Origin of the sequence: Streptomyces sp. NPDC056161 (genome assembly GCF_042268025.1) — a bacterium.
Taxonomy (GTDB): domain Bacteria; phylum Actinomycetota; class Actinomycetes; order Streptomycetales; family Streptomycetaceae; genus Streptomyces.
In genome coordinates, this window is the sequence record NZ_JBHJUV010000024.1 from 93,626 (window position 1) to 107,895 (window position 14,270).

13 protein-coding genes are annotated in these 14,270 nt (G+C 72.7%); 6 read left to right on the top strand and 7 right to left on the bottom strand.

Translation table 11 applies throughout. The features are described 5' to 3' along the window. Positions 1 to 51 precede the first annotated feature (51 nt). The 4 genes from ACFC09_RS23065 (at position 52) to ACFC09_RS23080 (ending at position 4,409) form a co-directional block, all read left to right on the top strand. Entirely contained in the window at positions 52 to 1,182 is a 1,131-nt protein-coding gene (locus ACFC09_RS23065; RefSeq protein WP_376531354.1) for a sensor histidine kinase, read from the top strand. Continuing rightward, positions 1,179 to 1,859 (top strand): response regulator, encoded by a 681-nt coding sequence (locus ACFC09_RS23070; protein ID WP_376531357.1) that lies wholly within the window; start codon positions 1,179 to 1,181, stop codon positions 1,857 to 1,859. Before ACFC09_RS23065 ends, ACFC09_RS23070 begins: the two co-directional genes overlap by 4 nt. Positions 1,860 to 2,300: 441 nt before the next feature. Beyond that, complete coding sequence (locus ACFC09_RS23075) at positions 2,301 to 2,717, top strand: hypothetical protein (protein WP_376531359.1); 417 nt, start codon at positions 2,301 to 2,303, stop codon at positions 2,715 to 2,717. Positions 2,718 to 3,011: 294 nt separating this feature from the next. Continuing rightward, entirely contained in the window at positions 3,012 to 4,409 is a 1,398-nt protein-coding gene (locus ACFC09_RS23080; protein ID WP_376531361.1) for a glutamate decarboxylase, read from the top strand. A gap of 113 nt (positions 4,410 to 4,522) precedes the next feature. Here the strand turns inward: ACFC09_RS23080 and ACFC09_RS23085 are convergent, their stop codons facing one another. Together ACFC09_RS23085 and ACFC09_RS23090 are read right to left on the bottom strand one after the other, a co-directional pair. Beyond that, positions 4,523 to 5,443 (bottom strand): LysR family transcriptional regulator, encoded by a 921-nt coding sequence (locus ACFC09_RS23085; protein WP_376531364.1) that lies wholly within the window; start codon positions 5,441 to 5,443, stop codon positions 4,523 to 4,525. 230 nt (positions 5,444 to 5,673) lie between these two features. Continuing rightward, positions 5,674 to 6,087 carry a hypothetical protein gene (locus tag ACFC09_RS23090; protein WP_376531367.1) on the bottom strand — a complete coding sequence of 138 codons (414 nt, stop codon included), beginning with the start codon at positions 6,085 to 6,087 and terminating at the stop codon, positions 5,674 to 5,676. Between the two features lie 541 nt (positions 6,088 to 6,628). Between ACFC09_RS23090 and ACFC09_RS23095 the strand changes: the two genes are divergently transcribed. Beyond that, positions 6,629 to 8,020 carry an MFS transporter gene (locus ACFC09_RS23095; protein WP_376531370.1) on the top strand — a complete coding sequence of 464 codons (1,392 nt, stop codon included), beginning with the start codon at positions 6,629 to 6,631 and terminating at the stop codon, positions 8,018 to 8,020. A gap of 226 nt (positions 8,021 to 8,246) precedes the next feature. Here ACFC09_RS23095 and ACFC09_RS23100 read toward each other — a convergent pair whose 3' ends face one another. The 3 genes from ACFC09_RS23100 to lnt all read right to left on the bottom strand — a co-directional run bounded on the left by ACFC09_RS23100 (position 8,247) and on the right by lnt (position 11,261). Further along, positions 8,247 to 9,047 (bottom strand): 3-hydroxybutyrate dehydrogenase, encoded by an 801-nt coding sequence (locus ACFC09_RS23100; RefSeq protein ID WP_376531372.1) that lies wholly within the window; start codon positions 9,045 to 9,047, stop codon positions 8,247 to 8,249. A 54-nt stretch (positions 9,048 to 9,101) separates the two neighbouring features. Then, a complete protein-coding gene (locus ACFC09_RS23105) occupies positions 9,102 to 9,581 on the bottom strand; it encodes an NUDIX domain-containing protein (protein ID WP_376531375.1) in 480 nt (159 codons plus the stop codon). A gap of 69 nt (positions 9,582 to 9,650) precedes the next feature. Then, positions 9,651 to 11,261: an apolipoprotein N-acyltransferase gene (gene lnt / locus ACFC09_RS23110; protein ID WP_376531378.1), complete on the bottom strand. Its 1,611-nt coding sequence runs from the start codon at positions 11,259 to 11,261 to the stop codon at positions 9,651 to 9,653. 516 nt (positions 11,262 to 11,777) lie between these two features. Between lnt and ACFC09_RS23115 the strand changes: the two genes are divergently transcribed. Further along, positions 11,778 to 12,812, top strand: a complete 1,035-nt coding sequence (locus tag ACFC09_RS23115) for an O-antigen ligase family protein (protein WP_376531463.1) — start codon at positions 11,778 to 11,780, stop codon at positions 12,810 to 12,812. Here the strand turns inward: ACFC09_RS23115 and ACFC09_RS23120 are convergent. Both ACFC09_RS23120 and ACFC09_RS23125 read right to left on the bottom strand, forming a co-directional pair. Then, a complete protein-coding gene (locus ACFC09_RS23120; RefSeq protein WP_376531381.1) occupies positions 12,790 to 13,344 on the bottom strand; it encodes a hypothetical protein in 555 nt (184 codons plus the stop codon). The two genes, ACFC09_RS23115 and ACFC09_RS23120, sit on opposite strands and share 23 nt — an antisense overlap. 115 nt (positions 13,345 to 13,459) lie before the next feature. Next, positions 13,460 to 14,245: a glutamate racemase gene (locus ACFC09_RS23125; protein WP_376531383.1), complete on the bottom strand. Its 786-nt coding sequence runs from the start codon at positions 14,243 to 14,245 to the stop codon at positions 13,460 to 13,462. Positions 14,246 to 14,270 lie beyond the last annotated feature (25 nt).

Consider the following 14,270-nt stretch of genomic DNA (forward strand, 5'->3'; position numbering starts at 1 on the left):
CGCCGTCGCCGCACCCGTCACCGGGCCACCCGATCCCGTTAAGGTGAGGCTGTGCTGCGCACCGCCTCCTGGCTGGCGAGGGTCGCGACCTTCGTACTGGTCGGGCTGGATGTCTTCCTGCGGGGCAGGCCGGAGCAGTGGGCCCTGATCTCCGCGGCCGTCGCCTATGCCCTGTGCGGGGTGCTGATGGCGTTGTGGGTGCTCCTCGAACAGCGTCCGCACGCGGCCTGGGCGGTGCCCCTCGTGCTCGGTCTGATCACCGTCGTCTCCGGCGCGGCGTGCGTCCTGGACGGGTCGACGTCGCTGGGCGCCCTGGCCGTGGTCGCCACGATGGACGCGGGCACCGAGCCGCGGCTGCTGTCGGGGTGGGCGGTGTTCACGGCGGGCATCCTGGCCGTGACCACCGGTGCCCTGGTCGGCGACGCCGGTCCCGAGAAGGCGATCGGGGTGATGCTGCTGCTCGCGGTGGGCCTGCTGGTCGGCCTGAACCGGCGCGCCTACCGGGTGTGGGCCGAGCAGAACGCGACTCTGCTGACGCAGGCCGAGGAACTGCGGGCGGAGCAGCAGCGCAGTGCCGTTCTGGACGAGCGTGCCCGGATCGCCCGGGAGATCCACGACGTGCTGGCGCATTCGCTCGGTGCCCTGGGCATCCAGGTCCAGACGGCGCGTGCCCTGCTCGCCGACCGTCCGGACCCGGCCCGCGCGGACCATGCCCTGTCCGTCGCCCAGCAGCTCGCCGCGGAGGGCCTGGCCGAGACCCGTCGTGCGGTGCACGCGCTGCGGGCCGACAGCAGGCCCCTGGAGGCAGAACTGGCCGCGCTGGCCACCGCCCATGAGCAGCGCCATCACACCCCGGTGGCGCTGCGCGTGGACGGTACGCCCGTGCCGCTTTCGCCCGAGCAGACGCTCGCTCTGATCCGTACCGCGCAGGAGTCCCTCACCAACGCGGCCAAGCACGCCCCGCGCCAGCCCCCGACCCTCACCCTGACCTACGAGGACGCCGACGTGGTCCTGCGTGTCGCCAATCCGCTCGGCGCGGGCGCGGCCTCCGGATTCGCGACCGTGGACGGCGGCTACGGGCTCACCGGCATGCGGGAGCGGCTGCTGCTGCTCGGCGGGACCCTCACCTCCGGTCCGGTGCGGGACGCCGGCTGGGCCGTGATCGCCCGGGTGCCGCGATGACCGGGCCGGAGCACGCACCGCTGCGGATCGTCGTGGCCGACGACCAGGCCAGCGTGCGCGAGGGGCTGTCGCTGATGCTGGACCTGCTGCCGGAGGTGGACGTGGTCGGCTCCGCCGCCGACGGTGCGGAGGCCCTGGAGCTGGTGGCGCGGCTGCGGCCCGACGCGATCCTGCTGGATCTGCGCATGCCGGTGCTCGACGGTGTGGAGACCACGCGCCGGCTGACGGCCGAGCATCCGGAGGTCGCCATCGTCGTGCTCACCACGTACGCCGACGACCGGTCGATCCTCGACACCCTGCGGGCGGGTGCGCGCAGCTATCTGACCAAGGACTCCGACCGCATGCACATCGTCAGCACGCTGCACAGCGCCGTGGCGGGGCTGTCCGTGCTGCACCCCCAGGTGCAGGAGGCGCTGCTGGCCGCCGCCCGCACCGGTGAACCGCCGCGGGACGACGCCGGGGGCGGTGCGACGAAGGAACTGCCGGACGGGCTGACCCCCCGGGAGTCCGAGATCCTCACGCTGATCGCACACGGCCTGAACAACACGGAGATCGCCGACCGGCTGTTTCTGAGCCGCAACACCGTCAAGACGCACATCAACCGCATCTTCGCCAAGACGGGCTCGCGCGACCGGACCGCGGCGGCGCTGTACGCCCGACGGCACGGGCTGGCGTGACCCGACCTGCGACCACGGGCCGGCGTGACCCGCCCCGCGGCACCGGTCGGCCGATCGCCCGGCGACCCGGCGGAACGCGTCGGCGGACCGGCCGGCGGCACCCGTCGGCGGACCCGCCCGGCCACCGACTCCGCGCGGCGGGGAACGCCGGCCCGGCCCGTCGCGGAGCGCGTCCCGGCCGCCGGTCCTTCCGGGCCCTTGGGGTGCTGCCGGACGTCGTCTGTGGCAGCGCACCGAAGGTAAAAGAAAATAAGTGCCCCTGGATCGGCAACAGTCGTCCCACCTGCGGCGACGCACGCCCGAGGCGTCTCCTGCGACGCCCGTCGCGCCCGGACCGAGATGCCGTGCCGGACCGCCCGGTTCACTCTGATGGAGGCGTGGCATGGCCCCATCGGCCCATGCCCGGCCCAGGGGGGCGTCCGTCGACCAACGGGAGTCACCATGACCTTCACCTACCGCAGCCGTACCCTCCGGACGATGGCCACCGGCGCCCTGACGGTGGCGCTGGTCTCCGCCGGCTCGACCGCGGCCCAGGCCGCGACGCCGAGTCCGAGATCCGACCTGATCCGGGCCACAGCCGCCCAGCCCACCTCGCTCACGGCCGAGGTCAGTCCGGCCAGCGTGAAGCCGGGTGAGGAGGTCCGGATCACCGGCCGTACCACCGGTCTGAAGGTCGGCGCCGAGGTGACGTTGCAGCAGGACAAGAACGGGAAGTGGGCCACGGTCCCCGGCCGCAGCACGGTCAAGCAGGGCGACACGTACTCCGTCAGCACCCGTCCCACCGCCAAGGGCACCCAGCACTACCGCGTGGCGTCCGGCGCCACGCACTCCCCGAGCGTCACCGTGACCGTCAAGTAGCCCCCGCCGGGGCGGCTTTCGGCCGTGCCGGATCCGCACCCGTACACCGGCCGCCGGCACCCCGTGTGCCGGCGGCCGGTCCGCGGGAAGGGACGGCCGTCCACGACACCCCGCGGGGCACCGGCAATGCCACGGTGAACCCATGACCGGTTGTCACAAGAGGAAAATCCGGTTCATCACTCCGCAAATCGCTCACTAGATCGGTGTAATCGGCGCGGATGCCGGGCCGCGAAGAGATCTAACGTCCGGAATGTACGCGGGCCGCACCAGGACCAGAAAGGCCACCAGGCACCCATGCCCATTCCGGATACCGGCCTCTTGCCGGAAGCAGACCTTGACCCCCTCCTCGTCTCCCCCTGCGCCGCTCCCCAGCCCGTCGGCACGCTGCTCGTGCCGGTCGAGGAACTGCCCGCGGCGGAATCGTCACCGGACGCGGTGTCCCGCCGCGTGCGCGACGAGCTGATGCTCGACGGGAACGCCCGGCTCAACCTCGCCACCTTCGTCACGACATGGATGGAACCCGAGGCGCGGCAACTCATGGCCGAGACCGCGGAGAAGAATCTCGCGGACCGTGCCGAGTACCCGCAGATCACCGCCATGGAGGAGCGCTGTGTCCAGATGCTCGCCCGGCTCTGGCACGCGCCGCGCCCGGAGCTGGTGCGCGGCTGCTCCACCACCGGCTCCAGCGAGGCGGCCATGCTCGGCGGTCTCGCGCTCAAGCGCCGCTGGCAGACCCGCCGCCGCGCCCAGGGCAAGGACGTCACCCGCCCGAACCTCGTGATGGGCGCGAACGTCCAGGTGTGCTGGAAGAAGTTCGCCAACTACTTCGAGGTGGAGCCGCGTTACGTCCCGATGGAACCGGGCCGCTACCACCTCACACCCGACACCCTGACCGCGTACTGCGACGACAACACCATCGGCGTGGTGACCGTCCTGGGTTCCACGTTCGACGGGTCCTACGAGCCCGTCGCGGACATCTGCCTGGCCCTCGACGGCTACCAGGCGGCCACCGGCACCGACATCCCCGTCCATGTCGACGGGGCCTCCGGCGCACTGGTGGCGCCGTTCCTCGACCCCGGCCTGATGTGGGACTTCCAGCTCGAACGCGTCGCGTCCGTCAACGCCTCCGGGCACAAGTACGGCCATGTCTTCCCCGGCCTCGGCTGGGCCCTGTGGCGGGACGCCCAAGCACTCCCCGACGACCTCGTCTTCGAGGTGGACTACCTCGGCGGCAAGTCCCCCACGTTCACCCTCAACTTCTCGCGTCCCGGCGCCCATGTCGTCGCGCAGTACTACAACTTCCTGCGGTACGGCTTCGAGGGACTGCGCAACCTGGCGCATCAGAGCCGCACGACGGCCCGCTCGCTGGCCGCGCAGATCCGCGCACTGCCGCCGTACGAACTGGTCACGGACGGCTCCGACCTCCCTGCCTTCGCCTTCCGACTCACCCCCGGCACCACCGACTTCACGGTCTTCGACGTGTCCGAGGCGATGCGCGCACGCGGCTGGCACCTGCCCGCGTACACCTTCCCCGCCCCCTGCCAGGACGTGTCCGTCCTGCGCCTGGTGGTACGCACCGGCTTCACGGCCGAACTGGCTCACCTGTTCGTCTCCGACCTGTCCCAGGTCACCGCGCTCCTCAGGGTGCCCGATCCGCGCGGGCGCACACCGGTCCTCAGTTCCTCGGCGTGAGCCCGTGTCCCGCGGCTCCTCGGCCTGAGCCCGTGTCCCGCGGCCCGTCCGGGACCTGACGGACGGAAGGGGCGAGCCGCCGTGGCCCGCCCCGGGCACGGGAAGGAGCCACGTCAGGAATCGAGGTCCGCCTCCAGTGCCGCGGCTCTCAGTGCCTCGCCGACCCGGGCGGCGGCCTCCGGCATCGGGCCGGGCAGCCTGGCCAGGAGGAGCCTGCGCTGTTCCTGCGGTCCGCCGCGTACGGGCCGGACGCACACCCCTTCGGGCAGCGCCCGGGTGATCCCTGCGGACACCGTGGTCAGCCCGCATCCGGCGGCGACCAGGTGCAGCTTGGCCAGCCAGTCCCGGGCGGTGTGGACGATCGCGGGCCGCTCGTCCAGGCCCGGCCAGACGCCCATGAGCCGGTCCTCCCCGGAGGGTGCCGCGATCCACTGCTGCCCGCGCAGGTCGGCGATGTCGACGTAGTCACGGCGGGAGAGCGGATGGGAGACGGGCAGCGCCAGGTACAGGCTGCGCTCCGTCAGGGTCTGGCACTCCAGGGGCGGCGACTGTCCGTCCAGCGGCCGGAACGGGGGCGCGGAGCTGATCAGCGCGAGGTCGATGCTGCTGGTGCGCAGGGCCCTGACCAGAGCGGGTGTGCTTCCCTCGCGGGTGACCACCGTGATGGCCGGATGCGAGGCCCGCAGGACGGTGATCGCGCGGGGGACCAGGACCGCGCCGGTGCTCGGCAGCCAGCCCACCCGGACGGTGCCGCCCTGGTCGGGGAGACCGGACACCTCCCGGGCCATGCGGTCGATCTCGTCGAGCGCGGCCGTGGCACGACGGAGGATGAGGTGCCCCGCGGCGGTCAGCCGCACCCCGTCCCGCCGCCGCTCCAGTACGGACGTCCCCGCGGCGCGTTCGATCGCCGCGACCTGCCGGGAGACCGCTGACTGCGTGTACCCGAGCGAGACGGCGGCCGCGGTGAAGGTGCCTTGCTCGGCGACCGCCCGGAAGACCCTCAGGGCGGTGAGCGAGAGATCACGAATCTCCATGAAGCCTACGCATACCACCTTTGTGAAAAATTCGCCGACCGCATGGGGACGATGGTTCGGCGCACTTCACACCAGGTGTTCTCAAGGGCCGACGGAGCTGCCGCGGACGCTCTCCGGGGACGCTCTCCAAGGACCGGCGAACCCGCCGGAGGATCCCCGGGCCTGCACCGGGGCAGCCGGAAGGGGACCTCCTGGGGTGGGAGGTCCCCCTGTCGCGCCGCGGTGGTGCGTCAGGCGGCGATGCCGTCGGTGTGGACCGCGGTGCCGCTGGTGTCGGCGGAGCGCACCTCCAGGGCGTGCACGACGTGTTCGGTGCTCAGCTCATGGGCCGTCAGGTCACCGAGGGCCGCGATGGCGAGGGCGACGGCGTCCGCGAAGACGAGCCAGGTCTGCGCGGTGCCGTGGAAGGCCAGGGCCGCGATCAGGGACCACAGACCGACCACCGCGAGCACGGCGTGCCCGGCCTTGGCCGAGGTGCGACGGGCGAAGACCGCGGCGGTGGCGCCCGCGACCGCGACGCCCGTGGACACCCCGAAGGCGATCCAGCCGGCGGCATGGGCGGAGAAGGCGAAAGAGGACACGGCGAGGAATCCGCCGGCGATGACGGCGACGGTGTTGAGCGCGTAGCGAGGGCTGACAGCCATCTCGTGAACACCTCCTGGGCTCCGCAGGCACGCGGAACCACATATGAATGTCGGAAGTGGGTCGTCACGGGGCGTTGCATCGACGCCGAGGGCGGCTCGCTGCCTCCGATCCGTTGTCGGAGACACCACTTGCAACCAACGCCGGGCCTCCCGCATGCCCTCATCCGGCTCCTACGAGGTGTGATCCGGGTCATACCCCTCCCAAGCGGAAGGCCGGGAAGGACACCTGACGGACCCCAAGACGGCCCGCGCGGCCACGACACGGACGGCGCCGACCGGCTTCAGGCAGCCACCGCGGCCGGTGCCGCGGACACCCGCCCCTACGCATTCGACACTGCTCCAGCATCTGCGCGCCCAGACGGACGGCGGCGTGCTCCGGCGGCTCGCCGGGCCGTCGAGGAGGCCGGGCGCCGGCCCATGGTGGGCGCGCGCACTTCCGCACCAGGAACTATGGTGTCCCACCACATACGCCTCTGACCTGCGCGTTCCTACGGTGTGGCGACACACGGACGTCCCCGTCGAACGCCAGGAAGTGGTACCGATGTCCTCCCCCTCGACCGCTCCGCCCGCACCGACCGACCTCAAACGCATCGTCGCCGCCAGCCTCGTCGGCACCACCATCGAGTGGTACGACTTCTTTCTGTACGGTTCGGCCGCCGCGCTCGTCTTCAACAAGCTGTTCTTTCCGGACTCCGATCCCGTCGTCGGCACCCTGCTCTCCTTCCTCACGTACGCGGTCGGGTTCGCGGCGCGGCCGCTGGGCGCCCTGGTGTTCGGGCACTACGGGGACCGGCTGGGCCGCAAGCGGCTGTTGGTGCTCAGTCTGCTGCTGATGGGCGCGGCGACCTTCGCCATCGGTCTGTTGCCCACGCACGCGAGCGTCGGGACCGCGGCGCCCGTGCTGCTGACCGTGCTGCGACTGGTCCAGGGGTTCGCCCTCGGCGGCGAATGGGGCGGTGCCGTACTGCTGGTGTCCGAGCACGGGGACGCCCGGCGCCGTGGGTTCTGGTCCTCGTGGCCGCAGACCGGAGCGCCGGCCGGGCAGTTGCTGGCGACGGGTGTGCTGTCGCTGCTCACCGCCCTGCTGTCGGACGCCTCGTTCGCCGGCTGGGGCTGGCGGATCCCGTTCCTGCTCTCGGGCGTGCTGGTCGCCGTCGGTCTGTGGATTCGGCTGTCCGTCGATGAATCACCCGTGTTCCGGGAGGCGTTGGCGCGGGCCGAGGCCCGCAGGACGACCGAGGCCGCCGATCCCGAGAAACTTCCGCTCGTCGCCGTTATGCGGCGCCACTGGCGCGACGTCCTGGTGGCGATGGGCGCACGCATGGCGGAGAACATCAGCTACTACGTGATCACCGCCTTCGTCCTCGTCTACGCCACGACCTCGGCCGGCGTCTCCAAGCAGACGGCACTGAACGCCGTGCTCATCGGCTCCGCCGTGCACTTCGCGGTCATTCCGGCCTGGGGCGCGCTGTCGGACCGGATCGGGCGCCGACCCGTCTATCTGCTGGGTGCGGCCGGGACCGGTCTGTGGGTGTTCCCCTTCTTCTCCCTGGCCGACACGGCCTCGTTCGGCGATCTGATCCTGGCCGTCACCGTGGGTCTGGTGCTGCACGGGGCGATGTACGCGCCGCAGGCCGCGTTCTTCTCCGAGATGTTCGCGACCCGGATGCGCTATTCCGGCGCCTCGATCGGTGCCCAGTTCGCCTCGGTCGCGGCCGGTGCGCCCGCACCGCTGATCGCCACCGCGCTGCTCTCCGAGTACGGCGACTCCACACCGATCGCGTTGTACGTGATCGCGGCAGCCGTGCTGACCCTGGTCGCGGTCGCCCTGGCCGAGGAGACCCGGCACCGGGACCTCGCCGAGATCGACCCCGAGACCGCGGCGGACGGAAAGCAGGCCACAGGCCGGGCGGCGGACACCCGCGCGGTGTGACCCCGCGGCTCTCACAGCGGCCCCGTACCGCCATCGGCGCACGGCGACGACGACCTCCGTGCCGAGCAGCGAGCGGCGCGTGGCGGCACCGGCCGGGGGTCCGGCGGCGGTGGCGGGACGCGGGGCGGAGTGCGGGTGGTGGCGGAACATGGTCACAGGATCCCGCACGGTCCGCCGGTCGCGTCCGGCCTGTGGAAAACCTCCCGGCCCGTGGTCGCCCGGCCGGTCAGTGGGCGGTCCAGCCCCCGTCGAGCACCAGCGAAGTACCGGTGACGAAGGCGGTGTGCGGGCCGCACAGATAGGCGACGGCCTCGGCGACCTCCTCGGGTTCGATGAGCCGTTTGACGGCGCTGTCCTGGAGGAGCACCTCGGACAGCACACGTTCCTCGGGGACGCCGTGGGCCCGTGCCTGGTCGGCGAGTTGCTTCTCGACCAGGGGGGTGCGCACGTACGCGGGGTTCACGCAGTTCGAGGTGACACCGTGGGCTGCGCCCTCCAGGGCGGCCGTCTTGGACAGGCCCTCCAGACCGTGTTTGGCGGACACGTAGGCCGACTTGTAGGCGGATGCGCGCAGACCGTGGACGGAGGAGATGTTGACGATGCGGCCCCAGCCCTGGCCGTACATGTGCGGCAGGGCGCCTCGGATGAGCCGGAACGGGGCCTCCAGCATCACGGTCAGCACGGTGTGGAAGACGTCGGGCGGGAACTCCTCGATGGGGCGTACCAACTGGAGCCCGGCGTTGTTGACCAGGATGTCGGTGCCGGCGGCGATGCGCTCGGCGGCTTCCAGATCGGTGAGGTCCAGGACCTGCGGTTCGACCGATCCGGCCAGCTCACCGGCGGCTCCCGCGAGTGCCTCCAGCCCGGCCGCGTCCCGGTCGACGGCCCTCACCTCGGCCCCGGCCGCCGCCAGCCGCAGCGCACACGCGCCGCCGATGCCGCCCGCCGCACCGGTGACGAGGGCGGTGCGGCCGGTGAGGTCGAGGGAGGGGGCGGAGGGGCCGGGCGAGGTGTCGTACGAGGTCATACCCCGACCCTAGGCAGCCCCTCGACCGGGCTACATATGGTCCCGCCCCATACTTCAGTCAGAACTCGTGGGGACGAACCATGTGGGCTCATCGGACAGGGCCTGCTTGATCCGGAAGAGCTGCCGCTCGTTCATGGTCGGCATCGCGTCCACCTCGAACCAGCCCACCTCCAGGGACTCCTCGTCGTTGACCCGTGCCTCGCCGCCGACGGCCCGGCAGCGGAGGGTGATGTCCATGAACTGGCAGATGTCGCCGTTGCCGAAGGTGACCGGCTCGCCGGACTTCACCATCACGACCCGCTCGGGGACGCATCGGACGGCCGTCTCCTCGTACACCTCCCGCACGGCGCAGGCGGCCGGCTGCTCGCCGGGGTCCGGGATGCCCGAGGGGACCGCCCACTTGTGGTTGTCCGCGCGCCGGCCGAGCAGGATCCTGCCGCGGTCGTCCAGGACGACGGCGCTGACACCCGGCAGCCACAGCAGTTGGTGGCCCGCCGAGGCCCGGATGGTCCGGATGAAGTCAGGAGTACCCATGGACCCGACCCTAATGGAGCCCGTCGTGTTCCTCGCGCGCGAGGAACGGGCGGACCGCGGGGCGGGGCGCTACGCCGTTCGGGTGCGCCGGGCCCGCACACCTGCCGCGATCGCCCAGCCGAGGCCGCCGGCGGCGACCAGCACGAGGGCCATCTCGGGCAGGATGCCCAGCCGGGTGGCGGGTGTCTCGGAGGAGCGCAGCGGGATCTTCTGCACCAGGTAGCCGGGGACGAACATGCCGGTCTTCTGGGTGATCCTGCCGTCCGGCATGATGATCGCGCTGACGCCGCTGGTCACCGGCACGGTCACGGTCCGGCTGTGCTCGACGGCGCGGATCCGGGACATGGCGAGTTGCTGGTAGGTCATCTCGCTGCGGTCGAAGGTCGCGTTGTTGCTCGGTACGGAGATCATCTGCGCGCCGTGGGTCACGGTGTCCCGCACGGCCCAGTCGAAGGCGGCCTCGTAGCAGGTCGCGAGGCCGACCTTGGTGCCGTCGATGTCGAAGACACCCGGTTCGCTGCCCCGGCTGAAGTCCTGGCGGACCATCGAGGTCCAGTTGTCGTTGATCGCGCCGAGGAGCGAGCGCAGCGGGAGGTACTCGCCGAACGGCTGGATCTGCCGCTTGTCGTACGTCTGTGTGGGGCCCTTGACCGGGTCCCACAGGATCTGCTCGTTGAGCAGCTTGCCGTCCCTTTCGATGACCGCGCCGACGGAGATGGGCACACCGATCGCCTTGACGGCCTTGTCGATGACGGCGGCCGCGTCGGGGTAGGCGAAGGGGTCGACGTCGGAGGAGTTCTCCGGCCACAGCACGAAGTCGGGCCGTGCGGCCTTGCCCGCCTTGACGTCGGCGGCCAGTTTCTCGGTCTCCCGCGCGTGGTAGTCGAGCACGGCCCGCCGCTGCGCGTTGAACTCCAGTCCGGAGCGCGGCACGTTGCCCTGGATGACGGCGACGGTCACCGTGCCGTCCTCGGCCTTGTCGCTCACCAGCGACCGGGCGGCCAGCGCTCCCACCACCGGGACCGCCACGCTCAGCAGGGCCGCCGCGGCCGCGGCCCTGCGGACCGCGCGGGTGCGCCGTCCCTCGGCGACGAGGTGTGCGGCCTCGTACAGGCCGAATCCGCACAGGACCACGGCGAAGCCGAGCACGGGCGTGCCGCCGACCGCGGCGAGCGGCAGGAAGACACCGTCCGCCTGGCCGAACGCGATCTTGCCCCAGGGGAAGCCGTGGAAGGGTACGCGCGCGCGTACCGCCTCGCCCGCCACCCACACGGCTGCCGCCCACACCGGCCCGCCGGGCAGTTTCGAGACCGCGGCGATCCCGACCCCGACCAGCGCGATGAAGACCGCCTCGACGACGACCAGGGCGAGCCAGGGCCCGGGGCCGACCTCCACGCCGGTCCACACGAGCAGTGGCAGCAGGAAACCGAGGCCGAAGAGGTAGCCGAGCCCGAGGGCCGCCTTCCAGCCGCGCCCGCGCAGCACCCACGCGAAGCCCGCGAAGGCGGGCAGGGCGAGCCACCACCACAGCGTGCGCGGAGGGAAGCTGACGTAGAGCAGCACTCCGCAGAGCGCCGAGACGGCGGCCGGGACCAGACGCAGCAACCTGGCGCCGCGCGTACGCGCCTGCCCTGGTCGGAGCCGGTCCGGCCGGTCCACGGAAGTTGTGGTGACGGTCACCCGGGGAGTGTACGGCGGGTGACTTTGAAGCCGACAGCGCGGCCCGTGGGACCGCCGCGCCCGTCTTCCTTGCCGGGCGCCCCCTGCGTACGCACGACCATGTCCGTCACACCGTCCAGAGGGGTACGCACGCAGAGGGGTACGCGCGGCCCTGCTCCGCACCGCCCCGGGCGACCGCGGCGCCTTGCCGTCACACCGTTCGTGCGGCGGCCCGGGGCTTTGCCGCCACCACACCGCCCCGTTCGTGCGGCGGCCCGGGGCCTCGCCGCCACCACACCGCCCCGTGCCTACGCACGGCCCTGTTGTCGCACGCCCGGTGCGTACGGCGGCCGGCAGCCGTTACGGTGTGCCGGAGCCCGTGCGGCACGGCCGGTCCCGGTCCGCCGCCCGGGGTCGGCCACTGGTCGGGGGACCGGGTACGGGGGGCTACGGGTGGGGACGACAGGGCTGACATCCGCGTCCGGATCCGATGCGGATGCGGACAGCGACAGACGAAACGTTTCTGATGTCCTGGGCATCACGGTGCTGGGGGCCTGCGCGGCGTGGTCCCTGATCGCCGCCGCGGCACACGACGGCCGCCCCGAGGGTGTCCTGCTCGCGGTGCTCGCCGTGACCGCCGGATACGCCTCGGGCCGGATCGCGGGGGCGCTGCTGCCGGTCGCCGCGCCCTGCGCCGCGGCGCTGGCCGGGCTGGGTCTCGCGGTGGCCGTGCCGGCTCCGCCCTCGGGTCTACGGTTCGACGCCCCGCCCGGTCATGCCGGGGCCACGGCCGCGCTGCTGGCCCTGGCCACCGGAGCCGTGTGCTGCGCCGCCTGGGCCACGGCCGTCCCGGGGCTGCGGATCGCCCTGCGGCTGTCGGCCGCGGTGATCGTGCTGACCGGTGCCGCCGTGGGGTCGGCCGCCGGGTGCGCGCTGAGCGCGGGTGTCCTGCTGTGGTCGCTCGCGGCCGGCCGGACTCGGCACCGCGGCCGGGGCGTCCTGGGCCTGGGTCTGCTGGCGGCGCTGGTCACCGGGGTGACCTGGGCCGTCGCGGGCAACGTCCTGCCGACCGGTCCTGCCGCTCCGTTGGAGTCCCTGCTGACCCCGGACCGCGTACGGCTGTGGCGGGACGCCCTGTGCCTCGCCCGCCGGAACCCGGTGCTCGGCACCGGACCGGGCCGCTTCGGCGAACACGGTGCCGTCCTGTCGCCGACGGCACCGCCCGACGCCAGGCCGCATTCGGCGCCGCTCCAGCAGGCGGCCGAGCAGGGACTCGTCGGCGCGGCCCTGCTGGTGGCGGTGTTCTGCTGGGTGTTGTACGCGTTGTGGCGCACGTCCCGGACCACGCCGGTCGCGCTGACCGCGGGTGCGGCCCTGACCGCGCTGGCGGTGGTCGCGGCGGTCGGCAACGCGCTGAGCTTCACCACGGTGCCGGCGGGCGCGGGGCTGCTGGCGGGGCTGGCCACCGCCCATCCGCTGACCGGGGACGCCCCGGAACCCGGAGGCGGAGACGTCGGCGGACCCGCGGGTTCGCCGGGCGGAGACGGTCTCAGTGAGCGGTGCCCGGTGTGATCGTCCGCAGCCGGGCCTTGATCACCCGGACCGCGGACTCCGCGTTGTCCACGGTGATCGTGAACGTGTGGCCGTCCCACAGCCGGAGCACCACGCCCTCGCCACGGCGCACCACGACCGCGGTGCCCTTCTCGGGCCGCCAGCGATAACCCCAGCCGCCCCAGTGACGCGGTGTGACGTGCGGCGCGAACTCGGCGCCGGCGACATGGCTGAGCGGGATGCGGCGGCGCGGCAGCCCGATGTGGCCGCAGCGCACCTCAAGGGAGTTCCCGTCCAGCCGCAGATCGACGTGCACGAACGCGAGGGTGCCGAAGAGGACCAGCAGCCCGGCCGCGATACAGCCGACTACGGACATGACAAGCGGAACGATGCCGGAGGTCCAGGCGGATTCCAGGGCGAGTTCGATACCGAGGGCCATGCAGGCCGCGCCGACGAGCGCGAGCAGCCACTGGACCCGGTTGGTTGCGCGGCCGGTCCATACCTCGGTGTGGAAGGAGTCGGCGGTGACCTCGTCGTGCGAGTGGTCCTGCATGACTACGAGGTTACTAAGGTTTCGCTGCGCGGGTAACGTGTTGCGCAGCGTGACTGCGCCGGGTGGCGGGAGACCCAGCCCGGATCGGGCCCGTGCCGTGCGCAGGTCGTGTCGGTCAGCGGGCGGCGCTCGCGGCCACCAGGAGACGGCCCTCGGCGTAGTGCAACGCGGCTGCGGGCAGTCCGCCCGCCCGGCCGCTCAGCAGGACCGTCACGGTGCCCGCGGCCGGGGCCTCGGGCGCGGGCGGTTCGGCGATCCGGCGCAGCGTCTGGGCGGCCACCGCACCGGCGCTGCCGTGCAGGACCAGTGGCGCGGCGGCGGAGCGCCGCAGGGCGGTGCGGATGCGCTCCGCGACCAGTTCGTAGTGGGTACAGCCCAGGACGACGGTCGTCACGTCCTGCGGGGTCAGTTCGGCGGCGGCGGCGACGGCGGCGTCGATGGCCGACTCGTCCGCGTGCTCGACGGCCTCGGCGAGTCCCCAGCACGGCACCTCGGCGACCGGTACGCCGTCGGCGAAATCCTCGATGAGTCCGCGCTGGTAGGGGCTGCCGGTGGTGGCGGGTGTGGCCCAGATCGCCACGGGACCGCCGCCGGCCGCGGCCGGCTTGATCGCCGGGACGGTGCCGATCACCGGGATGCCGGGTTCCAGGCGGGCGCGCAGGGCGGGCAGGGCGTGCACGGTCGCCGTGTTGCAGCCGACGACGAGGGCGTCGGGCCGGTACGCGGCGGCGGCCTCGGCCACGGCCAGGGCGCGCTCGGTGAGGTCCTCGGGGGTACGCGGCCCCCAGGGCATGCCGTCGGGGTCGAGGGAGAGGACGAGATCCGCGTCGGGCCGCAGCCGCCGCACCGCGGCGGTGGCCGCCAGGAGGCCGATTCCGGAGTCCATGAGCGCGATCTTCACGCGGCCACCATAGAGGATGGCTCCC